Source organism: Rhodoferax sp. (assembly GCF_013297935.1).
Classification (GTDB): domain Bacteria; phylum Pseudomonadota; class Gammaproteobacteria; order Burkholderiales; family Burkholderiaceae_C; genus Allorhodoferax.
Genome location: NZ_JAAFIX010000001.1, coordinates 655,484 through 677,075, shown reverse-complemented (window position 1 = coordinate 677,075; position 21,592 = coordinate 655,484). Strand labels below are relative to the sequence as shown.

General features: G+C 62.2%; 25 protein-coding genes. 11 read left to right on the top strand and 14 right to left on the bottom strand.

What is annotated here, in order from left to right; genetic code table 11:
- Positions 1-27: 27 nt before the first annotated feature.
- On the bottom strand, positions 28-882 hold the full coding sequence (locus tag QZW03_RS03270) for an NUDIX hydrolase (protein ID WP_296508269.1): 855 nt from the start codon (positions 880-882) through the stop codon (positions 28-30).
- A gap of 118 nt (positions 883-1,000) precedes the next feature.
- Here QZW03_RS03270 and QZW03_RS03265 point away from each other — a divergent pair, with 118 nt between their 5' ends.
- Entirely contained in the window at positions 1,001-1,912 is a 912-nt protein-coding gene (locus QZW03_RS03265; protein WP_296508267.1) for an SDR family oxidoreductase, read from the top strand.
- A gap of 36 nt (positions 1,913-1,948) precedes the next feature.
- Here the strand turns inward: QZW03_RS03265 and QZW03_RS03260 are convergent, their stop codons facing one another.
- Positions 1,949-3,196 carry a GGDEF domain-containing protein gene (locus QZW03_RS03260; RefSeq protein ID WP_296508265.1) on the bottom strand — a complete coding sequence of 416 codons (1,248 nt, stop codon included), beginning with the start codon at positions 3,194-3,196 and terminating at the stop codon, positions 1,949-1,951.
- 141 nt (positions 3,197-3,337) lie between these two features.
- Here QZW03_RS03260 and gshA point away from each other — a divergent pair, with 141 nt between their 5' ends.
- Entirely contained in the window at positions 3,338-4,879 is a 1,542-nt protein-coding gene (gshA, locus tag QZW03_RS03255) for a glutamate--cysteine ligase (RefSeq protein WP_296508263.1), read from the top strand.
- Here gshA and QZW03_RS03250 read toward each other — a convergent pair.
- Positions 4,876-5,451, bottom strand: a complete 576-nt coding sequence (locus QZW03_RS03250; protein WP_296508261.1) for a hypothetical protein — start codon at positions 5,449-5,451, stop codon at positions 4,876-4,878. The two genes, gshA and QZW03_RS03250, sit on opposite strands and share 4 nt — an antisense overlap.
- Before the next feature lie 171 nt (positions 5,452-5,622).
- On the opposite strand from QZW03_RS03250, the gene ylqF reads away from it, so the two are divergent.
- Both ylqF and QZW03_RS03240 read left to right on the top strand, forming a co-directional pair.
- The gene (gene ylqF, locus QZW03_RS03245; protein WP_296508260.1) at positions 5,623-6,636 is read left to right on the top strand and encodes a ribosome biogenesis GTPase YlqF; all 1,014 of its coding nucleotides are present in this window, start codon (positions 5,623-5,625) and stop codon (positions 6,634-6,636) included.
- Positions 6,637-6,703: 67 nt separating this feature from the next.
- On the top strand, positions 6,704-7,438 hold the full coding sequence (locus tag QZW03_RS03240; RefSeq protein ID WP_296508259.1) for an SOS response-associated peptidase: 735 nt from the start codon (positions 6,704-6,706) through the stop codon (positions 7,436-7,438).
- A 22-nt stretch (positions 7,439-7,460) separates the two neighbouring features.
- On the opposite strand, the gene QZW03_RS03235 is transcribed toward QZW03_RS03240, so the two are convergent.
- Positions 7,461-8,363 carry a hypothetical protein gene (locus QZW03_RS03235; RefSeq protein ID WP_296508258.1) on the bottom strand — a complete coding sequence of 301 codons (903 nt, stop codon included), beginning with the start codon at positions 8,361-8,363 and terminating at the stop codon, positions 7,461-7,463.
- A 160-nt stretch (positions 8,364-8,523) separates the two neighbouring features.
- Between QZW03_RS03235 and QZW03_RS03230 the strand changes: the two genes are divergently transcribed.
- From QZW03_RS03230 to QZW03_RS03220, 3 genes are all read left to right on the top strand, one after another.
- Complete coding sequence (locus QZW03_RS03230) at positions 8,524-8,961, top strand: universal stress protein (protein WP_296508256.1); 438 nt, start codon at positions 8,524-8,526, stop codon at positions 8,959-8,961.
- An 85-nt stretch (positions 8,962-9,046) separates the two neighbouring features.
- Positions 9,047-9,886: a M90 family metallopeptidase gene (locus tag QZW03_RS03225; RefSeq protein ID WP_296508255.1), complete on the top strand. Its 840-nt coding sequence runs from the start codon at positions 9,047-9,049 to the stop codon at positions 9,884-9,886.
- A 152-nt stretch (positions 9,887-10,038) separates the two neighbouring features.
- Positions 10,039-10,626, top strand: a complete 588-nt coding sequence (locus tag QZW03_RS03220) for a YitT family protein (protein ID WP_296508320.1) — start codon at positions 10,039-10,041, stop codon at positions 10,624-10,626.
- Between the two features lie 4 nt (positions 10,627-10,630).
- On the opposite strand, the gene QZW03_RS03215 is transcribed toward QZW03_RS03220, so the two are convergent.
- Positions 10,631-11,275, bottom strand: a complete 645-nt coding sequence (locus QZW03_RS03215; protein WP_296508254.1) for a DsbC family protein — start codon at positions 11,273-11,275, stop codon at positions 10,631-10,633.
- A gap of 526 nt (positions 11,276-11,801) precedes the next feature.
- Between QZW03_RS03215 and QZW03_RS03210 the strand changes: the two genes are divergently transcribed.
- Entirely contained in the window at positions 11,802-13,298 is a 1,497-nt protein-coding gene (locus QZW03_RS03210) for a sensor domain-containing diguanylate cyclase (RefSeq protein ID WP_296508253.1), read from the top strand.
- Positions 13,299-13,514: 216 nt separating this feature from the next.
- Here the strand turns inward: QZW03_RS03210 and QZW03_RS03205 are convergent, their stop codons facing one another.
- Positions 13,515-13,841 (bottom strand): DUF6172 family protein, encoded by a 327-nt coding sequence (locus QZW03_RS03205; RefSeq protein ID WP_296508252.1) that lies wholly within the window; start codon positions 13,839-13,841, stop codon positions 13,515-13,517.
- 86 nt (positions 13,842-13,927) lie between these two features.
- Here QZW03_RS03205 and QZW03_RS03200 point away from each other — a divergent pair, with 86 nt between their 5' ends.
- Positions 13,928-14,533, top strand: coding sequence for a 3'-5' exonuclease (locus tag QZW03_RS03200; protein ID WP_296508250.1), 606 nt, complete (start codon positions 13,928-13,930; stop codon positions 14,531-14,533).
- Positions 14,534-14,537: 4 nt separating this feature from the next.
- Here QZW03_RS03200 and QZW03_RS03195 read toward each other — a convergent pair whose 3' ends face one another.
- The 4 genes from QZW03_RS03195 to trxC all read right to left on the bottom strand — a co-directional run bounded on the left by QZW03_RS03195 (position 14,538) and on the right by trxC (position 16,991).
- Positions 14,538-15,167 (bottom strand): DUF938 domain-containing protein, encoded by a 630-nt coding sequence (locus QZW03_RS03195; protein WP_296508248.1) that lies wholly within the window; start codon positions 15,165-15,167, stop codon positions 14,538-14,540.
- Between the two features lie 11 nt (positions 15,168-15,178).
- The gene (locus QZW03_RS03190; RefSeq protein ID WP_296508246.1) at positions 15,179-15,427 is read right to left on the bottom strand and encodes a hypothetical protein; all 249 of its coding nucleotides are present in this window, start codon (positions 15,425-15,427) and stop codon (positions 15,179-15,181) included.
- A gap of 247 nt (positions 15,428-15,674) precedes the next feature.
- A complete protein-coding gene (locus QZW03_RS03185) occupies positions 15,675-16,511 on the bottom strand; it encodes a hypothetical protein (protein WP_296508245.1) in 837 nt (278 codons plus the stop codon).
- A gap of 39 nt (positions 16,512-16,550) precedes the next feature.
- Positions 16,551-16,991 carry a thioredoxin TrxC gene (trxC, locus tag QZW03_RS03180; protein ID WP_296508243.1) on the bottom strand — a complete coding sequence of 147 codons (441 nt, stop codon included), beginning with the start codon at positions 16,989-16,991 and terminating at the stop codon, positions 16,551-16,553.
- A 166-nt stretch (positions 16,992-17,157) separates the two neighbouring features.
- Here trxC and QZW03_RS03175 point away from each other — a divergent pair, with 166 nt between their 5' ends.
- The gene (locus tag QZW03_RS03175) at positions 17,158-17,424 is read left to right on the top strand and encodes a hypothetical protein (RefSeq protein ID WP_296508241.1); all 267 of its coding nucleotides are present in this window, start codon (positions 17,158-17,160) and stop codon (positions 17,422-17,424) included.
- Between the two features lie 62 nt (positions 17,425-17,486).
- On the opposite strand, the gene QZW03_RS03170 is transcribed toward QZW03_RS03175, so the two are convergent.
- The 3 genes from QZW03_RS03170 to QZW03_RS03160 all read right to left on the bottom strand — a co-directional run bounded on the left by QZW03_RS03170 (position 17,487) and on the right by QZW03_RS03160 (position 19,822).
- Positions 17,487-18,542, bottom strand: a complete 1,056-nt coding sequence (locus tag QZW03_RS03170) for an alkene reductase (protein ID WP_296508239.1) — start codon at positions 18,540-18,542, stop codon at positions 17,487-17,489.
- An 87-nt stretch (positions 18,543-18,629) separates the two neighbouring features.
- Complete coding sequence (locus tag QZW03_RS03165) at positions 18,630-19,181, bottom strand: hypothetical protein (RefSeq protein ID WP_296508237.1); 552 nt, start codon at positions 19,179-19,181, stop codon at positions 18,630-18,632.
- A 17-nt stretch (positions 19,182-19,198) separates the two neighbouring features.
- On the bottom strand, positions 19,199-19,822 hold the full coding sequence (locus tag QZW03_RS03160; RefSeq protein WP_296508233.1) for a glutathione S-transferase family protein: 624 nt from the start codon (positions 19,820-19,822) through the stop codon (positions 19,199-19,201).
- A gap of 75 nt (positions 19,823-19,897) precedes the next feature.
- Between QZW03_RS03160 and QZW03_RS03155 the strand changes: the two genes are divergently transcribed.
- On the top strand, positions 19,898-20,815 hold the full coding sequence (locus QZW03_RS03155; protein ID WP_296508231.1) for a M14 family metallocarboxypeptidase: 918 nt from the start codon (positions 19,898-19,900) through the stop codon (positions 20,813-20,815).
- A 7-nt stretch (positions 20,816-20,822) separates the two neighbouring features.
- Here the strand turns inward: QZW03_RS03155 and udk are convergent, their stop codons facing one another.
- The gene (gene udk, locus QZW03_RS03150; RefSeq protein ID WP_296508230.1) at positions 20,823-21,467 is read right to left on the bottom strand and encodes a uridine kinase; all 645 of its coding nucleotides are present in this window, start codon (positions 21,465-21,467) and stop codon (positions 20,823-20,825) included.
- Positions 21,468-21,592: the final 125 nt, after the last annotated feature.

The window sequence follows — 21,592 nt, the reverse complement described above, 5'->3', positions numbered from 1 at the left end:
ACTGAATTTGTAGCGTTTACGCAGCACTTAACGCCACAAACTGTCCAGTCCATCAGGCGGCACAAAGCGCTTGTTGCGCACCAGCATGCGGGTGGGGCCGGGCAGGGCGCGTTGCGCCACCGAGTGACGGGGGTCGCCGGGGTAGCTGAGCACGGTGGTGCCGTTCTCGTCAAAGTTCTCGGGGAGCACACAGGGTGGCAGTTGCGCCTGCGCTGCGCGGATGGCGTCTGCCGCGGTGGCGTAGCGGGCCAAGTGGCCCAGGCTCATGATCTGGGGTGGCGCCATTTCTATCTCTTGGCGGTAGTAGCGCTGCAGGGCCTCGATGGGCTTGAGCCAAATGCTGGCAGTGGTTTCATGGTTGTCGTGGCTGGCGATCTGGTCGCCGGGTGCCATGGCCAAGAAAAAGCGGGTGTCGAAACGCTTTTTGCTCAGGGCTGCCATGCGTGGGGTGATCCACCGGCTCCAGGGTACCAAGGCGGTGGCATCCAAGCTGGCAGCGGGGGAGCCCAGCCATGCCTGCCAGTCTGCGGGCGACACGCCGGCCGGCCGGTGGGGGGCCGCGCTCAACAGCACGCCAGCTTCTTCAAACAACTCGCGCAGGGCGGCCACATACAGGGCGGCGGCCGTGTCGTCGGGCAACCCGGGTTCGCCCAAGCGGTGGGCCAGTGTGGTGGCGGGCTCATTGAGGGCAGCTAGGGCGGCGGGGCTGCTGTCATGCGCGTCCAGCTTGCCGCCGGGGAACACATAGGCCTCGCCAAACGTGTCGGAGAGGCCGCTGCGTTTCATTAAAAATACTTCAAGCCCCTCGGGCGTGTCGCGCAGCAGCACCACGGTCGATGCGTCGCGGGCGGCGCCGGAGGTGGGTTCGAGCATGTCTTGCATGGGACTGTCTTTTCTCTTTTGTTTTTTGGTGAGCAACTGCTTGAATTAAAGTATCGGCAGCTGACTACGGGCCTACGGACTTGCCCTGAGCCTGACCTAACTTTTTGAGGAGACAAGCATGGCATTAGATTTCACAGGCCGCGTGGCCATCGTAACGGGCGCAGGCGGCGGCTTGGGTCGCCAACATGCGCTGGCCCTGGCCGCGCGCGGTGCCAAAGTGGTGGTGAACGACCTGGGCGGCGCGCGCGATGGGTCTGGCAGCTCGCTGTCTGCAGCCGAGGCGGTGGTGGCCGAGATTCGCACCGCCGGGGGCGAGGCCATGGCCAATGGCGCATCGGTCACCGACTTTGAGGCTGTGCAGGCCATGGTGCAGCAGGCCTTAGATGCTTGGGGTCGGATCGATATTCTTGTGAACAACGCCGGCATCCTGCGCGACAAGAGCTTTGCCAAGATGGAGATTGCCGACTTCCGCACCGTGGTGGACGTGCACCTCATGGGCGCGGTGCACTGCTGCAAGGCCGTGTGGCCGCACATGAACGAGCAGAAATACGGCCGCATTTTGATGACCACCTCCAGCTCCGGCCTGTATGGCAACTTCGGCCAAAGCAACTACGGCGCTGCCAAGCTGGCGCTGGTGGGCCTGATGCAAACCCTGGCCTTGGAGGGCGCCAAAAACAACATCCACGTCAACAGTTTGGCCCCCACGGCGGCCACACGCATGACAGAGGGCTTGATGCCGCCGCAGGTGCTTGCAGCCCTCAAGCCCGAAGCTGTGGTGCCCGCCATGCTGGTGCTGGTGTCTGAAGATGCGCCCACCCGTACCACGCTGTGCGCCGGTGCCGGCAGTGTGGAGGCTGCGCACATTACGCTGACGCAAGGCGCGTGGATCGGGCTGGATGCGCAAGCGCCAGAAAAATTGGCCGCCAACCTGCGCCAAGTGTTGGCCCGCGCGGGTGACATGGTGCCGGAGAGTGGTGCCGCGCAAGGCAGCCAAGAAGTGACCCGCGCTTTGTCGCACTTGGCGGGCTGAGCTATCGGGAGCAGCGGCCCCCGTTGCACACGGTGGCTAGCTCAGTGGGCTGGCTGCGGTGGGTAGGGCCGATCCGACAGGTTCCGGGTCGACTGCTAGGTCCAGGTTCACCTGTGCGAGTGCGCGTTGCTCGGTGGCATCGAGTATTTCTTGCGCTGTCTGGCCATCGCCCACCCAGTTCGAGAACGCCACGCCTAACTGCGGCTTGAAATGGTGCATGCCAGCTTGAGAGTCACTCAGAAGCAAAGGCTTGGACAGCAAAACCCGCAGGCGGAAAAGAATGCGCTCCACCTCTTGGGGTTTGTGGGCATGGGCCAATACCACCACAAAACAGCGCGGGTGGTACAGCCCCACCAGGCACCGAAAGCCCACTGCGCGTCGTATCCGGGCTGATACCGTCGCCAGAATCTGCTGATCTGCGTCATGGCCTGCGGAGTCGCCCATGGCATAGAGGTTGCGCAAATGCAGTGCTATGACAGCGCATTCCGCGCCGGCACGGTTAGCCCGCCAGAAGGCATCGTCTACTTTGTTGAGCAGCACCGAGCCGCTGGGGAGTCCAGTGGCGGTGTCGAAACCTTTGGCATCGGTCACGCGGCGCTTGAGTAGCCAACTCTGCCGGTTACGTTTGGCGGTCAGGTCCACGCCCATGAAGAAATGCACCAGCGTGCAGGCCGCTATCAGCGCTTTGGCGCCGTGGCTGACCGCGTCGGGCCAGATAGCCCGGGTGTAGAGCCCGGCCACCATCAGGGCCAGCAGCCCGCAGGCAGTTGCCATGGCGCCTGCCAGGTCGTCGCCCAAGTGGTAGGCCCGCAAGCAGGCCTGCAGCCCCAGCGCCACACCTGCAAGGCACGCCAGCGCCGCCACCACGAGAGGTTGCGCCTCGCCCAGTGGCAAGATGCCTTGCATGGCCAGGCCTAGAACCATGGCGACCAGCACCAGAGCTGCCGCCCCCCAATTGATGGTGAGGTAGACCAGCCGGTCCACCACGGCCACCCCCAGCCAGAGGCCGAGGTAGCGCAGCATCATGGCGCCGCTGAGTGGCCCGAGGGTGACCTGCAGCATGAGTTCTGTTTGTGGTGCCATGTCGGGCAGCATGACCCTGGGCAAGCCGGAGAGCCACACGCAACTGCTGCCCAACACGAAGACGTAGGCGGTGCCGCGCCAAAGGTCGATAGTGGCTTGGGTGCGAAGTTCCGCCAGTGCGCCTAATGCGAGGGTGATAAGGCCCCCGAGCATGCAGGACCAGATGATGATGTCGATGGCATCCATCCCTCCATTATTCACATTCCACTGCTATCGCAAACGCTTGAAATAGCGGAAAACATCGCTATTTGGACTACAGGCAAAGGTAAAACCGGTGTTCTGCACGTTTCGTACGCCTGTGGTACCTTTGCGCCCCGTTTGATTTCTGAAGGGCCTTTGGTCATGGACAACACACAAGAGGCCCTCAGCGCCCTGACTCCCGAACGGCTGCGTGGCATCCGTCGCGGGCTTGAAAAAGAGAGCTTGCGCGCGCTGCCTGATGGCTCGTTAGCCATGACGCCACACCCCGCCGCCATGGGCTCGGCGCTCACACACCCCCACATCACCACGGATTTCAGCGAGTCGCAGGTCGAACTCATCACGGGCGTGCATGCGCAGCCTGAAGACTGCCTGCAAGAGCTGACCGATGTGCAGCGCTTCACGCTGCAGTCCATGGGGGAAGAGCGCTTGTGGGTGTCGAGCATGCCGTGTTGCCTGCCCGGTGACGACGCTATTCCGCTGGGCCAATACGGCACCTCCAATGTGGGACGCTCCAAAACCGTGTACCGCATGGGCCTGGGCCACCGCTACGGCCGGCGCATGCAAACTATTTCGGGCATTCACTACAACTGGTCCTTGCCCGATGTGTCGAGCGAAGCATATTTCGGGCTTATCCGCAACTTCCGTCGCCATGCGTTTTTGTTGCTCTACCTGTTCGGCGCTTCGCCGGCGGTGTGTGCCACCTTTGTGGCAGGGCGGCAGCACCAGTTGCAGGCGCTGACACCCGGCACCATGTATTTGCCTTATGCCACCTCGTTGCGCATGGGGCGCTTGGGCTACCAGAGCGATGCGCAGTCGTCGCTCGCGGTGAGCTACAACAGCTTGGAGGGCTACGGCCACTCACTCCACGGGGCGTTGACCCAGGCCTACCCGGCCTACGAGGCTATCGGTGTGCAGGGGCCGGACGGCGCTTACCGCCAGCTGGCCACCAGCTTGTTGCAGATTGAAAACGAGTTTTACGGCACCATCCGCCCCAAGCGGGTCACGTTTGCGGGCGAGCGGCCATTGCACGCCCTGCGTGAGCGCGGTGTCGAATACGTTGAAGTGCGGCTCATGGACCTCGACCCCTTTGAGGTGGTGGGCATCAACAGCAGCACCATGCGCTTTATTGACGTGTTTTTGCTGCACAGCCTGGCCACTGCCAGCCCGGACGATTCACCGGCCGAAATCACCGCACTGGCGCGCAACCAGCAAGATGTTGCAGAGCGCGGCCGCCAGCCCGGCTTGCTCTTGCAGCGCGACGGCAAACCGGTCACGCTGGTGGAGTGGGGGCATGACTTGCTGACCCAGATGCTGCCCTTCGCTCAAGCGCTGGACGCGGCCCATGGCAACACGCTGTACACAGAGGCTCTGAAGGCCGCTGCGGTGGGGCTGGATCAGCCAGACACGCTGCCGTCCGCCCGGGTCCTCCGGGCGATGCAGCAGGAGCACGCGGGCTCGTTTTCGGCTTTCGTGTTGGCGCAAAGCAACCAGACGCGTGCAACCATGTTGGCGGAGCCTTTGCCGGCTGCGCAACAGGCTTTGTTTGAGCAGGAGTCGGCGCGGTCGTGGGAAAAGCAACGCGCTATTGAAGCGGCAGACACCATGCCCTTTGATATCTACCTCAAGGAATTTTTAGCGCCCCACCGTTTGTTGGCAGGGCGCCGCAGCGCCACGGCGGCTTAGGCCGCGACAGCCGCTTCCACTGCCACAGCGGCAGCTTTGCGCACGCGGGGAGCCGCGGTGCGCACAGCTTTTTTCACGACTCGCTTGGCAGTGGCAGCCTTGGCTTTCACCTTGGAGCCCGCGATGCGGGTGGCCAGGTCGCCGCTCTTGGCTTCCAGCTTGGCCGCCACTTTTTGGACAGCGACCACGGCGGGTACTGCGGCATTGGCCACGGTGCTCAGGGTGCTCAAACCGGTGCTTTGTTCAAAGCGGTTGGCGTTCACTGCCACTTGCTCCAGGCTCTTGCCTGCCAGTTCCACGGCCTTGTTGACGGCGATGTCCGCGCTGTCGGTGGTCAGGGTCACGCCTTGCACGTAGTAGCCGGTGAGCTTCTTCTGGGCGCTCAGGGCGTTGGTGCGCACTTCGCTGCTGATGCGCTTGCCGGCTTTTTGTACGGCAGCAGACCAGGTTTTTTCCACGTAGCCGGCGGCGCGGGCGTTGCCCAGGCGGTAGGCGTTGATCACGTTTTTGGCGGTGTTGCCGTAGGTGTTGATCAAGTCGTTGGTGGCGAGGGTGAGGGTGGTGGCGGTCATGAAAGGCTCCTGCAAAGTTAAACCCGTGGGGTGATGGGAGGATTTTCAAGAACCCCCCTAGTGAAGGCACCTTAAATCCGGCCTGTTTCCTAGGTGCGGCTGCCTAAGCGGCGCGTACCGCCCACATACGGGACAATGCGGGGTTTAGCGACAGGCAGAAAGACACACGGCATGGCAATTCAGTGGTTCCCGGGGCATATGCACCTGACCCGCAAGGCAATTCAAGAGCGCATCAAGGAGATTGATGTGGTCATTGAGCTGCTGGACTCGCGCTTGCCCGGCTCGAGCGCCAACCCCATGTTGGCCGAACTCACCGCGACCAAACCCGCGCTCAAAGTCCTCAACAAGCAAGACCTGGCCGACCCCGAACGCACCGCGCTCTGGCTGGCGCACTACAACGCCATTCCCGGCGTGCGCGCGTTGCCGCTCGATGCGAGCATGACCACCCCCGCCAAGGCGCTGGTGGCCGCCTGCCACGAGCTGGCACCCAACCGGGGCGGCATGGCCAAGCCGATGCGGGTGCTGATTTGCGGCATCCCCAACGTGGGTAAGTCCACCCTCATCAACACCCTCAAGGGCAAGCGCGCCGCCAAAACCGGCGACGAGGCCGGAGTCACCAAAATCGAGCAGCGCATCACCATTGCCGACGACTTTTACCTCTACGACACGCCGGGCGTGCTGTGGCCCCGCATCATCGTGGCCAAGAGCGGCTACAACCTGGCGGCCAGCGGCGCTATCGGCAAAAACGCCTTTGACGAAGAAGAGGTGGCGCTGGAGCTGCTGGACTACCTGCGCCAGCACTACGCCGGCACGCTGGAGGCGCGCTACAAGCTTACCGGAGTGGCGGAGCAGACCGACGAGCAGTTGCTGGACGCCATCGGCCGCAAGCGCGGCGCTTTGCAGTCGGGCGGGCGTATCAACCTGAACAAGGCCGCCGAGATCGTGATCCACGATTTCCGCAGCGCGGTGCTGGGCCGCATCACCCTGGAAACGCCCGAGCAGTTCGCGCAGTGGCTCGCCGAGGGCAAGCAGATGGATGCCGAGCGCCAGATGAAGAAAGACGCGATCGAGATGGCCCGCCTGATCCGCCTCAAAAAGGTCAAGCGCCCCGCGCAGCCTCGCCATAGCGATGAGCGCGAAGCAGCCGCCGGTACCGGTGCCGCGCCGGCGCCTGAAGACGAATAAGAGTCATATAGGCCTCTAGCCCAGGTGGTATATGCGCAAGCAGCTATTATTTTTATAGCATAAGCCCATGTGCACCAACTTTGTACCGTCCGCCCGCACCGACTTTCTAGCGCAACGGCTGGGGGCAGTTACCCCCGCAGGTCGTGACTGGCCTGCTGAAACCTACCCCGGCTACGCCGCTCCCGTGGTGGTGCGCAGTGCCGGGGGGGCCTCAGTTCAACTAGCTCAGTTTGGCTTGATTCCGCCCTGGAGCCGCGACGCCCACCACGCCCGAGAGCTGGCGCGCGGCACCTACAACGCCCGCAGCGAAACGGTGGCCCTGAAGCCGAGTTTTCGCAACGCCTGGGCCGCCCGCCAATGGGCGCTGGTGCCGATGGAGTGTTTCTTTGAACCCTGTTGGGAAGATGCCGCCCAACAAGGCGGCCGGGCCACCCGCTGGCGGATCGCCCTGCGCGATGGGGAACCGTTTGCAGTGGCGGGCCTCTGGGAGCGCTGGACCGACAAGCTCAGCGGCGAGCAGGCCGACAGCTTTACCTTGCTCACGGTGAATGCCGATGGCCACCCGCTCATGGGCCGCATGCACCGGCCCGGGGAGGAAAAGCGCATTCCGGTGATCGTGCCGCCCGCGCACTATGCAGATTGGCTGCACGCCAGCCCGCAGCAGGCCATGGCGTTCATGCAAAGTTATCCGGCGCAGGACATGCAGGGTGAGCCTGCGCCTGTGTTGCGCACTCCCAAGACTACGCGGCCCGCTAAGCACCCGGACCGTCCTGCACCGCCAGAAAACCTGTCTTTGTTTTAAGGGTGGGAGGCCGGGGTCAGGCTCAGCGCAGCTCAGCCTCCAGGGTGTCCCACAAGGCGCTGTCGGCCAGTGGCGTCTCAGGGGAGAGTGTCAGGTTGGGAATGCGGATTACCCGTCGGCCGGAGAGGTGCAGGTCCGCCAGAATACTTTTCTTGAACACTACGTAGCGCTTCTGGAACTTGCCGTTACGCATGAGTATCCGCAAGCCCTCTTCAGCGCGCTGCGCTAAGCGCTCGCCTTCCGGGCTGCGGTTGAAAAAGTAGTAGCGCGGTAGCGGGTAGTAGAGCAGCAGTTTTTGCTCCACGGCTAGCCCAGGGTGGCTGCCCACATTGGCGGACAGCTCGGCGCTGATTTCATTGACGCCCCGCGAAAACAGGTCAAACCGCCCGGCCATCAGCATCGGGAACAGGCTCTCGTAAGTGGGGCCCGTTACCACCTCCAGGCCGGCGGTGCGCAGTATTTCGACATCAATCCAGCTGCTGGCCTGCCCGATGCTGAACTGTTTGAGCTCGCGGGTGCTGCGAATGCCGCTGAAGGCAGCCTGATTCGCCTCGTTGATTAAAAACAAACGGTAGCCGGTTAAGCCCTTGTCCACGGGAATGCGGATCGGCAAGAGCTTTCGCTCGCGTTCCTGGCTGGTCGTGCGGGCCATGATGGTGATGTCCTGGCCGCTAGTCAGCTGAACTTCTGCCCGTGCCGAAGTCATCACTTTCGCGGCGGGCCGTAACTCAAAAGGGCCCCATTTGGCGCGCGTCTCATCTAGCGCGAGCTGGAGCACATCCCAATAGAACTGCAAGCGCACGTCCGACCCACTCTCGGGTGGCGGGTAGGTGTATTGCATGGGCGCCGTGGCTCGGGCTGCAGGATGCAGCCAAGCCAGGCAAGCGAAGCCAACGACGGCAAGTGTTTTGAAGAGTCGCAGCATGTCTGCTCTCATGGTGTTTTGGAACTAGTGTATCGCCGCCATATGACAGCGTAACGCCGTGGTCCTGCAACCCTGTGCAGCTGGGCTGCATGTGATGCAGATCAAGGACACCAGCGCAAGACACCTACACAGTGGGGGTATGGATTCACAGGAGCACTTTATGTTCAAGCACATTCTTTTAGCGACAGACGGCTCGGTATCTTCGGAGCATGCATCGCACATGGCCGTCGGGCTGGCCCGCACACACGGAGCCAAACTCACAGCCCTGTATGTGGCAGACCCGTACCCCTATATCGGGCTGGGCGAAATGAACCCAGCTGGTCTGCAGGCTTACGCCACCGCCGGCCAGCAAATGGCGGCCAAGGCCCATGCTCAAGTCGACGCTTTGTGCCGCGATGGCGCTGCGGTGGAGTTGGAGGTGAGTCTCGTGGAGGATGTCACCGCCGTGAACGGCATTGTGCAAAGTGCGCAGGCGCTGGGGGCGGACTTGATCGTAATCGGCTCGCATGGGCGGTCTGGCATTGAGCGCCTGGTGCTGGGCAGTGTGGCGACTAAAGTGGTCGCCCAGAGCACGGTGCCGGTGTTGGTGGCGCGCTAAGCACACTGCGCGCCGCATGGGCGCTTGAAAAAGGCTGCACGGTCTCCAGTTACATTGCTCACGCAGTGCTGCTGACGGAGACCTTGTGGCCTTTTTGATTTTTTGCCTTGCAGCCTTGTTGCTGCTGATCGGGTTGCTGGGTTACCCGCGGTGGATGCGTTGGCGGCGCGAACGAGTGCAGCAGCAGCCCTTTCCGCCAGCGTGGCGCAAACACCTTCGCAAGCGTGTGCCCCTGTTTGGGCGTCTCCCGGCGGATTTGCAACTGCAGCTCAAAAAACACATGCAGGTGTTCGTGGCTGAAAAATCGTTTATCGGCTGCGACGGACTGCAGGTCACTGAAGAGATGCGTGTCGTGGTGGCCGCCAATGCCTGCCTCCTGCTGCTCAACCGCACCCGTGGCGTGCCGGCGGACTACTTTGCCGGGGTGCGCCAGATATTGCTCTACCCGGCCGCGTTCGTGGTGCAGCGGCAGCACACCGATGCCGCCGGGGTTCACCATGCCGAGCGCCAGTCATTGGCGGGGGAGAGCTGGTCGGAAGGGCAGGTCATCCTGTCGTGGCAGGACGTGGTGCAAGGTGCTGCGGATCCGCACGATGGTCGCAACGTGGTGATTCACGAGTTTGCACACCAGCTTGATCAGGAAAACGGGCAAGCTATCGGTGCACCTCTGCCGCTGCCCGGCGATGCCGACCACCATCCCGAGCGCTGGAAGGCGGTGTTTACTGCGGCCTTTGAGCGCTTGCAAGGCGAGGCCTTTATGCACCAGCAGGTGCTGCTGGACCACTATGGCGCGCAGGACCCGGCCGAGTTTTTTTCGGTCGTGTCCGAGGTCTTTTTTGAGCAAGGTGCTGCCTTGCGCGCTTACGACGCGGCGCTGTATGGGGAGCTGCAGGGCTACTACAAGGTGGACCCCTCCAGCTGGTGAGCCGGTAAGCGGCCTGTCAACATGGCGGCGAGTCGCGCGGCACAATGCTTGCTCCGCTCAGACCCATGTCACCCTCCATGCCTCCCACTGAACCTGAAAACTCCCCACGCGGACCGGTTGAACTGCCATCTGCCTTGCAGGGGGCCGTGCAAATGCACACCTGGTTTGAAGACGCTCAGGCCATTTTCACCGGCACCTTGTTTGTGAGCCTGGCGCTGATTTTGTTTGCGCAAGCCGGACTGTTGACCGGTGGTACGGCCGGGGCTGCGTTTGTGCTGCACTACGCCACGGGGGTGAGTCTGGGCAAATTGTTTTTCCTCATCAACTTGCCGTTTTACTGGTTCGCCTGGCAGCGCATGGGGCGCGAGTTCACCATCAAGACCTTTGTGGCGATCAGTTTCTTGTCGGCCATGGCGGAGTGGTCGCCCAGACTGTTTGCCATCGAGCGCCTGCACCCTGCCTACGCGGCGGTGCTGGGCGGCTTGCTCTTGGGTTCGGGTTGCCTGTTTTTGGCTCGGCACCGCGCAAGCCTAGGGGGCGCCACCATTGTGTCGCTGTACCTGCAGCGCTCACGCGGATGGCGCGCGGGTATGGTGCAAATGGGGATGGACTGCACCATTGTGTTGCTCGCACTGACCGTGGTCGAGCCGGTGCGGGTGGCCTACTCGGTGTTTGCCGCGGTGGTGATGAACCTGTTTATTGCGGTCAACCACCGGCCCGGCCGCTACGCGGTGCTCTAGCGGTTTAGCTCAGGCCCAAAAGCTCGGCCAGCGCCGCAGTTTCCATGGCGCCAGCGTGGGTAACCACCTGACCTGTCTTCACATTTTTGGCCACCACATAGGGCACGGACTCGACCGACAGGTCGTTGAACAGCACGGTGTTGGCCTTGATCGTGGCCTCTACCTCCGGTGCCACCGACGCTGGCAAAGGGGTACCGCCCGTGCCGGCGAGAAGCGAAGTCTCATGTGCAGCCATGAACTCCGCCGGATTGGCCGCGCTCAAGATGGCGGCACCCTGCGGTGCGCTTTTGCCGTTGATGAAAGACACCGGAATCCACACGAACTTGGCCTTGGGCAGCAGCGCCTGCGAGGCGGTCCACAAGTGGCCGCAGTGCGGGCACTGGGGGTCAAACAAGACATAGGCCGGGTTGGCCGCCATGAGTGCGCCCACGGTGAATCCCTTGCCTTGGGCTGCAATCTTCTCGTAGGCCTGATCAGGGGTTACCGCTGCCGCCTTGGCGGCGGGTTGGGCACCCTCGTCTTTTTTGTCGCCGCACGCGGCCAGTGTGCCTAAACCCAGCAGCGCAGGCAGTGCCAGCAGATGCAGGCGACCCCGCTCAGCGTGGCGGGTAGGCAGGGCGGGGGTGGACGAGGTGGACTTCAAAGTCATGGTGTTGCAGTGTGTAAAAGTTTCAGCGTGGGTGGAGTCATGAAAAGCGGCATTGATTCCCGCAGTGACTACTTTACAGGCACGGCCTTCAAAGCCCCTGTTTACGCGGGTTTTGGTGGTTGTGAACATAGTTATCCACAAAGTGGCGCACAGTTTCGAGGGGTAATTCCGGTGCCGTTGGCTTCGTTTTCATCGACTAAACCGATTCGCCGCGGGTGCTAACACATAACTTTCCCTCATTGACAAAATGCCACTTTTTCTTTGCTCCGTACGGGTTGACGTGCTTAAAAAAAAGGCATCGTGTTGCAGCCCAATACTGGCGCGGATTTGGCGGCTTATGCCTAGGGTTATCCACAGCGTGGCCCACACGGGAAAGGGGTGAGTTTTTTTACAAAGTTGTTGTCTTCACGTTCCTCTGCCATAGTGTGGACAGAGGAAAAAAGAATTCATCACAACACGGGGCTGTCACCACATGCCAAACCGGATACGTGCACGCCGCAGTGTTTCGCTGCGGCGGGCTTTGAGAATGCTGGTCATCGTCAGTGTGCTGCCTGCCGCTCTGGTCGGTGTTTTGCTGGCCTATGCCAACTATCTCCTGCAACGCGAGAGCGTGGAGCAACAAACGGCGCTGATGGTGCGTGCGATCCAGAGCGATCTGGACAACGAGTTGGCGGCCATTGAATCGGCGCTCAAAACCCTGGCCACTGCGCCCGAGTTGGCGGACGGCAACCTTCGGGGCTTCTACCTGCGTGCATCTAACGCACTGCAGTCCGGCGTGGTGTTGAACTACATACTCTCCGACCGCGAGGGGCGGCAAGTCCTTAACACTCTGCTGCCGTTCGGTGCGGTCTTGCCCGACAACCGGACCCCTCCGCAACTTCGCCGTGTGTTTGACGAGCGAGTCGCGGTGCTCACTGATGTATTTATCGGGCCGACAACACAGCGCCACATCATCGCCATGGGGGTGCCTGTGGTTGTGAAGGGCGAGGTGGCCTACAGCCTGAATATCGGGCTCACCCCGGAGCGCATCAACGCCATCATTGCCCGGCACACCCTGCCGGATGGGTGGTTGGTGGCTGTTTTAGACAGCAGCTACACGATTGCAGGGCGCTCCCGGGATTCGGACCGTTTCGTAGGTCAAGCCGCCGGCGGCACCTTGGTGGCCCGAATCAGGGAACAACGCTCAGGTTTCCTCGAGTCTGTCACCAAGGACCACATTCCGGTGTTTACCGCCTTTAGCACCTCAACCCGGTGGGCATGGACCGTGGTGGCGGCGGCGCCCAAAAGCGAGTTGCACAGGGGGTTAATGGTGCAACTCGCCCAAGTGTTGTTGGGCTTGGCGGCAGCATTGGCGCTGGGGCTGTGGATGGCACACCGGGCTGCTGCCAAAGTGCTGAATTCGGTGCGCCAGCTCAACGATGCGGCCATTGCACTGGGTCGCGGAGAAGACATCACTTTGCCCGGCCTGGAGCTTCAGGAAGCCCAAGCAGTCGGTACGGCGATGCTGCAAGCAGCCGATGCCATGCGCAAGGTCAAGTTCTATGCCCAGCACGACGCCTTGACCGAGCTGCCCAACCGCCTGCTCTTCGACGAGCTGGCCCAGCGCAGCTTGGCCGGCGCTCGCCGCAGGGGAGGCGAGGTCGCGGTGTTGGCACTCGATCTGGACGGCTTCAAGCAAGTCAATGACACCCAGGGCCACTCGGTCGGCGACGCAGTGCTGAAAATCGTGGCACAGCGTATCGGGCAGACGATCCGCGCGTCTGACGTGGCGGCCCGCATAGGTGGTGATGAGTTCCTCGTATTACTCAGCGAGGTGAGCACGAGCGAAGCGCTCCACACGGCAGACCGCTTGGTGGGGGCGCTCGCCATGCCGTACCCGGGTGTAGACGTTCCCCTGGGTGCCAGCATCGGCGTGGCCCTGTTCCCCCGGCATGGCGAGGATGTGAAGGCCTTGATGCTGGCCGCCGATCGCGCCTTGTACTCCGCCAAGGCAGCCGGCAAAGGCCGTGCCGTGCTGGCGTAAGCCTAACCCCGTAGCACAAAAAAACCCCGTAAAAAACGGGGTTGAGAATGTGCCTGTTTTTTAGGCGTCGTGTTGAAAGCTAAGCTGGGCGGGCTTTTCGACGCTTGTAAACACGCTTTTCCACACAACAGTCCACAGGCGATTGGGGTAAGTTTTTTTCAACTTTATTTGCCCCGCGCGCAGCAAAACAGAAGTCAGGCTGTGCTAGCCCCGGCCTCACTCTTCCAGAAAGTTGCCAATCGTGGGCGCTGCCGACGGGTCACGTGGCTTGCGCACCCCGTGCTTGGCCAGAATTTCTACATAAAACTGGGTGCCACCCGCTTTGGCGGTGGTGTCGATCAGGCTGATCAGCTCTGCCGGGTGAGCCACAACGGCCTCTTGTTCGGTGGCGCCGAAGCGGCAATCAAAGTCCCAAAAGTCTACGCCTTCGGGCAGCGCGCGGTTGCGCTCGCGCTTCATGTACTTGCGGATTTCGTGTTTGGTCGCGTCCAGCAGACGGTCAGGGTGTTTGCCTTCAAAGAGGAGGGGGAATGTTTTTTTCATGGGGAATCCTTGTGCGCAGGGCCCCAGAGCGGGCCGCGGGCAAATCAGTGAGGCCAACCAGTGGCAGGTGGGCGATGATACGCCCCATGCAACAAAACCCCCGAGAACAGCACGCCACCCCCGATAAAGATGCCATTGCACTGCTCCCTGAGTTCAGCCGCCTGGGCTTAGATCGCATCACCTTGGTGAGCGATGGCCCGCAGGCCCAAACCGCCTCAGCTGCCTTGCGCCAAGCGCGCGCTTGGGGGTTTGACACCGAGTCCAAGCCCACTTTCAAGGTGGGCGAGGTGTCCGACGGCCCGCATGTGCTCCAGCTCTCCACGCCTGAGCGCGCTTGGGTGTTCCAGCTGCACGACCCAGCGTGCCGTGCGGTGGCCGCAGAGCTTATGGCCTTGCCGGGCATTGCCAAAGCAGGTTTCGGGCTCGGGGACGACCGCAAGCGCATCTTGCACAAGCTCGGTGTGGAGCCCATGGGCGTGTTGGAGCTCAATACGGTGTTCCGCGAGCGCGGTTACCGCAAGGACATGGGGGTTAAGGGCGCAGTGGCGGTGCTGTTTCAGCAGCGCTTTGCCAAAAGTAAAAAGGCAGCCACCAGCAATTGGGCAGCGCCGCGGCTCACGGAATCGCAATTGGTCTACGCGGCCAACGATGCCTATGCCGCCATTCGCGTCTTCAACGCTTTAGGGCTATAGGTCTTCAGGCGACGGTGCGCTTGCGCGCCCAGACCAGCAACAGGTTGTTGGCCGGCAAAGCATGGCGCGCTCGGAGTTCCAAGCCGAACCGGCCGGCTTCAGCAGCCACATCGTCCAGTTGCCGGATACCAAAACTAGGGGCATGCGCCCGCAGGCTGGCGTCGAACGCAAGGTTGCTTTCCGTCGGCGCTATGCCTGTCTCGAAATACGGCCCGTAGGTGACCAACACACCGTCGTCCGCCAGAGACGCGGCGGCCCCGCGCATCAAGGCTGCGCAAGCCGCCCAGGGCGCAATGTGCAGCATGTTGATGCACAGCACCAGCTGGTAGGGCTGTGCCATGGCTGAGCCGGGGGCAAACCAAGGCTCCCTGCACACATCGAGTTGCTGAGCGATCTCGATATTCGCCAGATCCGCCTCGGTGGCGCGCACTTCAATGTTGTAGAGCGCGCCCCGGTGCACCTCGGTGGGGTACCAGGTCCACTCCGGCATGCCTTGCGCAAACCACACCACGTGTTGCCCGGTGCCGGAGGCAATCTCCAGCGCCCGCCCGCTGGCGGGCAGCACGGAGCGCAGCACCTCCAGAATGGGGTGCTTGTTGCGCTCTGCAGACGGGCTGTGGTCCGGTTGGGCCATGCGGGTGTGGCTTAGTGGGTCACAAACTCGTAGCTGACTTCTTCACTCTCGACCATGTCGAGAATGTCATTGAGCTCGTCTTCGCTCTCGGTGCTGCTCCAGGTGTCTTCGGGGTCGGCCGCAAACAGGGGTTCGATGGCAATGTCCAGAAACTGGCCGTCCGGCAGGCTCAGTACGGGGGTGCCTTCCGAGGTTTCAACCAGGGCCCAGTCATCCGGTACCGACATTTCCAGCTTGATGGTGACGTTGAGTTTTTTCATGGAAAAGTCCTTGTGTGTGTCATTCAGTGAGGCGGCGAGGTTACCTCATCAGGCAGACGGGGGGCTACTGAGCCGGACAGGCGGTGTTCCTTAACACAGGTTTTTGCCTTTAAAAACAAGGCTTTACGACCTGCCTATTTATTGGGCAGCCTTGTCAAAGCCAATGCCGGCGCGGATTTCGCGGCTTGTAAACACGCTTATCCACACATCAGCCCACAGGTGACTGGGGTAAGTTTTTTTACTTTTTTTAGGGGGCGCTTACATCTGCAGCCACCACATCGGGCGGGTAGTACTTTTCAAAAAACATGCGTAAGTTGCCGTCGCGGGCACTTTTCGCCATGGCGGTGCTGAGCAGGTCTATGTCCCGGGCGCTAAGCGTTTGCCGTGAGAGGTAGGCACCCACCCGGGACTTGGGCAAGCCTGCCAGCGCGCTGAACCTGAACTCACCCGTCTGCACACCACCCGCCCCCACCTGCAGTGCGGAGTAGAGCAAGGTGGGCGGCAAAATGGTGAAGTCCACCCGCCCGGCGCGCAGCATGCGGCCAACCGTTTCCAAGTCATTCACAAAGTCGACCCGGTTCTCGGCCACCAGATAGCGCACCAAGGCATCGTACTCATCGCCCCAGCTGTAACTGCGCACCAGGGCGCCGCGCAACTTGGTGCGAGTCTCCAGCGAGCGCAGGTCTTTGGGCGGCGTTGGTTCGCTCGCTAGCGTAATCAATGAGGGCGTCAGGTTGACCAAATGCACAAATTGCGCCTTTTGGTCCCGCTCCTGGTTTTGAGAGGCCGGCAGCAGCACGTCGGCCTGCGCAGCTGCAAAAACCATGGAATCCGCCCGCGCCCTAGGCATTACAGGGAGAAGAAGCTGGCAGCCCGCTTTGCGGCCCACGTCGCGCAACCAGTCAGGGTACACACCGGAGACGACATCTTCTGCCACCTTGACGTTGAAGCCCGTGGGCGCGGCTGGCACCACGATGCTTTTGCTGCACTGCGCCCATCCGGCTGTCGTGCCCAGTGCGAACAGCGCCCAGACTGTGAGCTGTCGGGCATGGACCGTCGAGAATTGAAAAAATGCGCTGGCCATGCGGGCACTATAAGCCCGGCCGGCGCCTTGTTGCTACTGTTACACAGGAAGGTGCATGCGCACCCAGCGCACAATGTCCGCCTGCCCCATGGCGCCGGGCTGCCGGGCGACTTCGCGCCCATTCACAAACAGGGCGAGGGTCGGAATACTGCGGATCTGAAAACGCGCGCCCAAGGCTTGTTGCGCTTCGGTGTCGACCTTCGCAACCCGGATATGGGGCTCCAACTGGGCCGCCGCAGCGGCGTAGGCCGGGGCCATGGAGCGGCAGGGCCCGCACCAGGGAGCCCAAAAGTCCACCAGCAGCGGGATATGGCTGCGCTGCAAGTGCTTGTCGAAAGAGTTGACCGTCAGCTCTGTGGGCTTGCCTGCAAAAAGTGGCGATTTGCAGCTGCCGCAGTCCGGGGCGCTGTTGATCTGGTCAGTCCGGACCCGGTTGGTGGTGTGGCAGTGGGGGCAAACAATGTGGAGCGCTTCAGTCATGTGCCGTAGCTGGCGATGCTCCGCCGAAACTCAAGCGGCTGGAGGGCAGCCCTTAGGCGTTTGCCCCTAAGAAACAACAGATACTAGGGTTAACCCTTGCATTGAGTCTAGGGTTAACCCTATACTGCGGTGCAACATCACTTGTTTTTACTTAAAGGAGCCCACCATGGCCAGCACGACACTCAACAGCATTTCTCTGCCCCGCAACGAACAGCCTACCGTGGGCGCGTCTTTGCAGGCATTGTGGTTGGCTGCCAAGAGTCTGGTGGTGGCCCTGAGCCAGGCAGCCTTTGGTACCCAGGTGGAGGATACCCGCAGCACTCGCTTCCAAGAGGCTGAAGAGCTCCGGACTTTTGCGGCCAGCATCCAAAAGTCGGACCCTGTCTTTGCCTTGGACCTGTTTGCCGCAGCCGACCGCCACGAAGGCCTGTAAGCCCGAGTGATGTTGTCACCACCCCGGCTGTGCTGGCCGGGTGGTGACTGTCTCTCGTCCCCTTACATCGCGGGGTAATCGGTGTAGCCCTTGGCACCGGGCGTGTAGTAGGTGCTGCTGTCAGGCGTGTTCAGTGCAACACCCGCCTTGACGCGTTCCGGCAGGTCCGGGTTGGCAATGTAGGCGTTGCCGAATGCGACTGCATCCAGTTTTCCTTCTTTGATCGCTTGCTCAGCCTCTTCTGCGCTGTAGCCCATGTTGCCGATCAACACACCCTTGTAGTGGCTGCGCGCGACCGACATGACGTCGGCCTTTTGCACGCCGAAGAAGTCCGCCCGCATCATGTGCAGGTAGGCCAGCTTGAAGCTGTTGAGCTGCTCAGCCAAGTAAGCGGTCAGGCCGACGGGGTCGCTGTCCACCATGCTGTTGAAGCTGTTCAGGGGCGACAAGCGCAGGCCCACTCGCTCTGCGCCGATGGCGGCGGTCACGGCGGTCAACACTTCCATCAAGAAGCGGGCACGGTTTTCCAGGGAGCCGCCATAGGCGTCGGTGCGCTGGTTGCAGCCGTCGCGCAAAAACTGGTCGATCAGGTAGCCGTTGGCGCCGTGGACTTCCACGCCGTCAAAGCCAGCCGCGATGGCGTTTTTGGCACCTTGCACAAAGTCGGCCACGATGGCGGCAATTTCTTCTGTGGTGAGTGCGTGCGGCACCGCGTGTGGCACTTTGCCGGTGGCGGTGTGGATGTCGCCTTCAATCGCTATGGCGCTGCTCGACACGGTGCGCGCACCGCCGTTGATATCGGGGTGGGCAGCGCGGCCGGCGTGCCAGATTTGCATGAAGATGCGGCCACCCTTGGCGTGCACCGCGTCGGTGGTTTTCTTCCAACCGGCAATTTGCTCTGCGGAATACACACCCGGCTCGGCCACAAAGGCAGAGGTGCCCTCGGTCACCATGGTGCACTCGGTGATCAGCAGGCCACCGCTGGCGCGCTGGGCGTAGTACTCGGCCATCAAGTCATTGGGCAGGTGCTCCATGCCGGCGCGGGTGCGGGTCAAGGGGGCGAGCACAAAGCGGTTAGGCAGCGTCAAAGCGCCGACTTGCAGGGGAGAGAAAAGCATGGTCAAAACCTGTAAACGTAACAACAAGGGGCGCGAGTGTGGCACCGCAGCAAAAGGCGGGCCCCTGTGGGGTTACTCGGTTTTGGGTTAGGCGGCGGCCAGTGCCGCATCGCGCACGCGGGCCAGCAAGCGCCTGCGAATCAGGCCGCTCACCGGCCGGATCAGGTACCAATACGGGGTAAAGCGCCGCACGGCATCCCGGTCGGTGCAGAACACCCGGGTCTCGGTGTGCAGCCAAGTGCCGCCGTCCGCATCGGGCCGCGTGCTGAACTGGAGCAGCAGCTTGGCGCTACCGGGCTCGCCAAAAGCGGCGAACGCCTGCGCGTCGGCCAGGGGCCTCTGCCCGTAGTCCGCTTGCCAGAAGCGGCCTGCCAGACCCAGGGCAATTTCGGCATCTCCCTCGCGGCCTAACAGGGTGAAGTTGTCGATGCCGAAGGGCGGCTTTGCTTGCAAGCGGCTGGTTCCGCCCAGTGCTCCGCGCAGGCGGTCGGGCAGCTCGCGCAGCTGTATGAAGCGGCGCGCCCACGGGTCTTCGCTCACGCCGGGTTGCAGCACCGCATCCATGAGGCCTGCGGGGCTGGCCTGCGTGAGCAGGCGGTGCTGCTCAGAGAATTGGTAGTGCGGCAAAAGCCGCTCCATGAGCTGCACCTGGCCGCTTACTTGGCTGCAAACTGGGCGTAATAGCCCTTGACGCCAGGGTGCTCGCCCACACGCTGCATGTGCGCGTTCAGTGCAGGGGCCACGCGCGCCACCAGGTCGGCGGGCACATGGTCAAAGCGGCCGGAGTTCAGGGCGCGCACGTCCACAAATACTTTCAGGTCAGCTACGGTCAGGCGGCCATCGGCAAAAAACTCGCCGCCTTGGGCTTGCAAACGCGTGGCCAGCCAGGCCAGGTACATCGGCATGGAGCTGTTCACCAGCGCCAGGCGGGCTGCCTTTTGCTCTTCACCGCTCATGCGGAAGGTGGGGCCCATCTTCACGCCGGCTTCTTCCACCACGTACATGACTTCATCGCAATACAGGGCTTGCAGCGGATCGGTGGGGTACAAGCCGGCGAGTTTGCCGGCGTAGCGCACGATGGCGTCGCACTGGGTGAATTGCACGCCGTCTACATCCAGCGTGGGCACTTGGCCGAACGGGGTGGTTTTGCGGAACTCGCCAAAGGCCGGGAATGCAAAGCGGTGGTCGTTGAACGCAATGCCACCGATGTGCAGTGCCAGGCGGGCCGGTTCGGCACGGCCGCCGTGCATGTCGAAGTAGTTGAGTTGGAGTTGGGGCATGGTGAATCCGGTTATTGAATGAAAAATGGCTCTGGCGCTTATAAAGCGTGCGCGGGTAGCTATTAAAATCGTAGCATGAGTAACCCGCACTTTTACCCGATAGGGACCCCCGGCCAGCCTTGGGGGCCCGCCGAGATTACACAATGGCGCGCCCGCCAGCAAAAACACCGCAGTTACCCCCACAAGGTGCTCGCCGCGCTGGAGCCCTTGCGCTCAGCGTGGGACCTGGAAACCTATGGCGAAGTGGTCTATGGCGAGGAGCGCTTCCCCCTCATGGCCCTGCGCAGCCGGGGCTGGAGCAGCCAGGTGCCCACGGTGCTGGTGACCGGTGGTGTGCATGGCTACGAGACTAGTGGTGTGTATGGTGCTATTGCGTTTGCCGCCCACCAGGCCGCTGCCTATGCCGGGCGGGTGAATCTGCTGGTGGTGCCCTGCGTGAGCCCTTGGGCCTATGAGCGCATCCAGCGCTGGAACCACGACGCGCAAGACCCCAACCGCAGCTTCCGCGCCGATAGCCCCGCACAAGAGAGTGCGGCTTTGATGCGCCTTGTGGCCCCGCTGCTCGGGCAGTTTGCCGCCCACATCGACCTGCACGAAACCACCGACACCGACGAGAGCGAGTTCCGCCCCGCCGTGGCCGCGCGCGATGGCAAGCCGTTTGAGCCCGCCACCATTCCCGATGGCTTTTATCTGGTGGACGACACCGGCAACCCCCAACCCGTGTTCCAGCAAGCCATTCTGCGGGCGGTGGAGCAGGTCACCCACATCGTGCCGCCGGACGGGGCGGGCGGCATTATCGGCACACCGTTGGCGGCGCCTGGTGTGATTGAGTACGACATGGTGGGCTGGGGCCTGTGCGCCGGTATCACCGGTGCGCGATACACCAGCACCACCGAGGTCTACCCCGACAGCCCGCGCGCCACGCCCGAGCAATGCATTGCCGCGCAGGTGGCGGCAGTGTGCGGGGCGCTGGACTTCGTGCTGGCGGCTTAGCGCCGGCTCAGGCTTTATCCAGATCGCGGATCAGCGTCTTGACCTTGGTGGTGATGATGTCCACCGCCGGGTCGTTGGCACCGTGGGGCAGGATCACGTGGGCGTGCCGCTTGGTGGGCTCAATGAACTGCTTGTGCATGGGGCGCACGGTTTCCAGGTACTGGGCAATCACACTCTCGGTGCTGCGCCCGCGCTCGGTAATGTCGCGCTGCAGACGGCGGATAAATCGCACATCGGGCGCGGTGTCCACAAAGATTTTGAGCGACATCATCTTGCGCAGATCAGGGTCAAACAGCGCAAACAAACCCTCAATCACGATCACTGGCGCCGGGTTCACCACCACCGTGTTGGGCGCGCGGTTGTGCGTCACAAAATCGTAGGTGGGCATGTCGATGGCCTCACCGCGGCGCAGGGCCTGCATGTGTTGCACCATGAGCGGCCAGTCGAAGGCGTCGGGGTGGTCGTAGTTGGTTTTGACGCGCTCTTCGGGCGCCAGGTGGGTCTGGTCGCAGTAGTAATCGTCCTGGTAGACCACCGAGGCCATTTCGGGGCCGATGGAAGCCAGCACCTCGCGGGTGACAGTGGATTTGCCGCTGCCACTGCCCCCGGCCACGCCGATCACGAAAGGTTTGCTATTGATTTTTGCGGGCATGATTTTTAGGGGCTCCGGATCGACAAAGCGAACTATTTTACGAGGGCGGCCCTTTTGGGTACTAGGAGGCCCTTGCCGCAATTGTTTGCATCCAGAAACCGTAGTTGTTTTGCAAACGCTTCCGT

What these genes read in the sequence shown, in the direction of transcription:
- QZW03_RS03270 (WP_296508269.1), bottom strand. Translation starts at nt 882, where the DNA reads ATGCAAGACATGCTCGAACCCACCTCCGGCGCCGCCCGCGACGCATCG.
- QZW03_RS03265 (WP_296508267.1), top strand. Translation starts at nt 1,001, where the DNA reads ATGGCATTAGATTTCACAGGCCGCGTGGCCATCGTAACGGGCGCAGGC.
- gshA (WP_296508263.1), top strand. Translation starts at nt 3,338, where the DNA reads ATGGACAACACACAAGAGGCCCTCAGCGCCCTGACTCCCGAACGGCTG.
- QZW03_RS03250 (WP_296508261.1), bottom strand. Translation starts at nt 5,451, where the DNA reads ATGACCGCCACCACCCTCACCCTCGCCACCAACGACTTGATCAACACC.
- ylqF (WP_296508260.1), top strand. Translation starts at nt 5,623, where the DNA reads ATGGCAATTCAGTGGTTCCCGGGGCATATGCACCTGACCCGCAAGGCA.
- QZW03_RS03240 (WP_296508259.1), top strand. Translation starts at nt 6,704, where the DNA reads ATGTGCACCAACTTTGTACCGTCCGCCCGCACCGACTTTCTAGCGCAA.
- QZW03_RS03235 (WP_296508258.1), bottom strand. Translation starts at nt 8,363, where the DNA reads ATGCTGCGACTCTTCAAAACACTTGCCGTCGTTGGCTTCGCTTGCCTG.
- QZW03_RS03230 (WP_296508256.1), top strand. Translation starts at nt 8,524, where the DNA reads ATGTTCAAGCACATTCTTTTAGCGACAGACGGCTCGGTATCTTCGGAG.
- QZW03_RS03220 (WP_296508320.1), top strand. Translation starts at nt 10,039, where the DNA reads ATGCACACCTGGTTTGAAGACGCTCAGGCCATTTTCACCGGCACCTTG.
- QZW03_RS03215 (WP_296508254.1), bottom strand. Translation starts at nt 11,275, where the DNA reads ATGACTTTGAAGTCCACCTCGTCCACCCCCGCCCTGCCTACCCGCCAC.
- QZW03_RS03210 (WP_296508253.1), top strand. Translation starts at nt 11,802, where the DNA reads ATGCTGGTCATCGTCAGTGTGCTGCCTGCCGCTCTGGTCGGTGTTTTG.
- QZW03_RS03205 (WP_296508252.1), bottom strand. Translation starts at nt 13,841, where the DNA reads ATGAAAAAAACATTCCCCCTCCTCTTTGAAGGCAAACACCCTGACCGT.
- QZW03_RS03200 (WP_296508250.1), top strand. Translation starts at nt 13,928, where the DNA reads ATGCAACAAAACCCCCGAGAACAGCACGCCACCCCCGATAAAGATGCC.
- QZW03_RS03195 (WP_296508248.1), bottom strand. Translation starts at nt 15,167, where the DNA reads ATGGCCCAACCGGACCACAGCCCGTCTGCAGAGCGCAACAAGCACCCC.
- QZW03_RS03190 (WP_296508246.1), bottom strand. Translation starts at nt 15,427, where the DNA reads ATGAAAAAACTCAACGTCACCATCAAGCTGGAAATGTCGGTACCGGAT.
- QZW03_RS03185 (WP_296508245.1), bottom strand. Translation starts at nt 16,511, where the DNA reads ATGGCCAGCGCATTTTTTCAATTCTCGACGGTCCATGCCCGACAGCTC.
- trxC (WP_296508243.1), bottom strand. Translation starts at nt 16,991, where the DNA reads ATGACTGAAGCGCTCCACATTGTTTGCCCCCACTGCCACACCACCAAC.
- QZW03_RS03175 (WP_296508241.1), top strand. Translation starts at nt 17,158, where the DNA reads ATGGCCAGCACGACACTCAACAGCATTTCTCTGCCCCGCAACGAACAG.
- QZW03_RS03170 (WP_296508239.1), bottom strand. Translation starts at nt 18,542, where the DNA reads ATGCTTTTCTCTCCCCTGCAAGTCGGCGCTTTGACGCTGCCTAACCGC.
- QZW03_RS03165 (WP_296508237.1), bottom strand. Translation starts at nt 19,181, where the DNA reads ATGGAGCGGCTTTTGCCGCACTACCAATTCTCTGAGCAGCACCGCCTG.
- QZW03_RS03160 (WP_296508233.1), bottom strand. Translation starts at nt 19,822, where the DNA reads ATGCCCCAACTCCAACTCAACTACTTCGACATGCACGGCGGCCGTGCC.
- QZW03_RS03155 (WP_296508231.1), top strand. Translation starts at nt 19,898, where the DNA reads ATGAGTAACCCGCACTTTTACCCGATAGGGACCCCCGGCCAGCCTTGG.
- udk (WP_296508230.1), bottom strand. Translation starts at nt 21,467, where the DNA reads ATGCCCGCAAAAATCAATAGCAAACCTTTCGTGATCGGCGTGGCCGGG.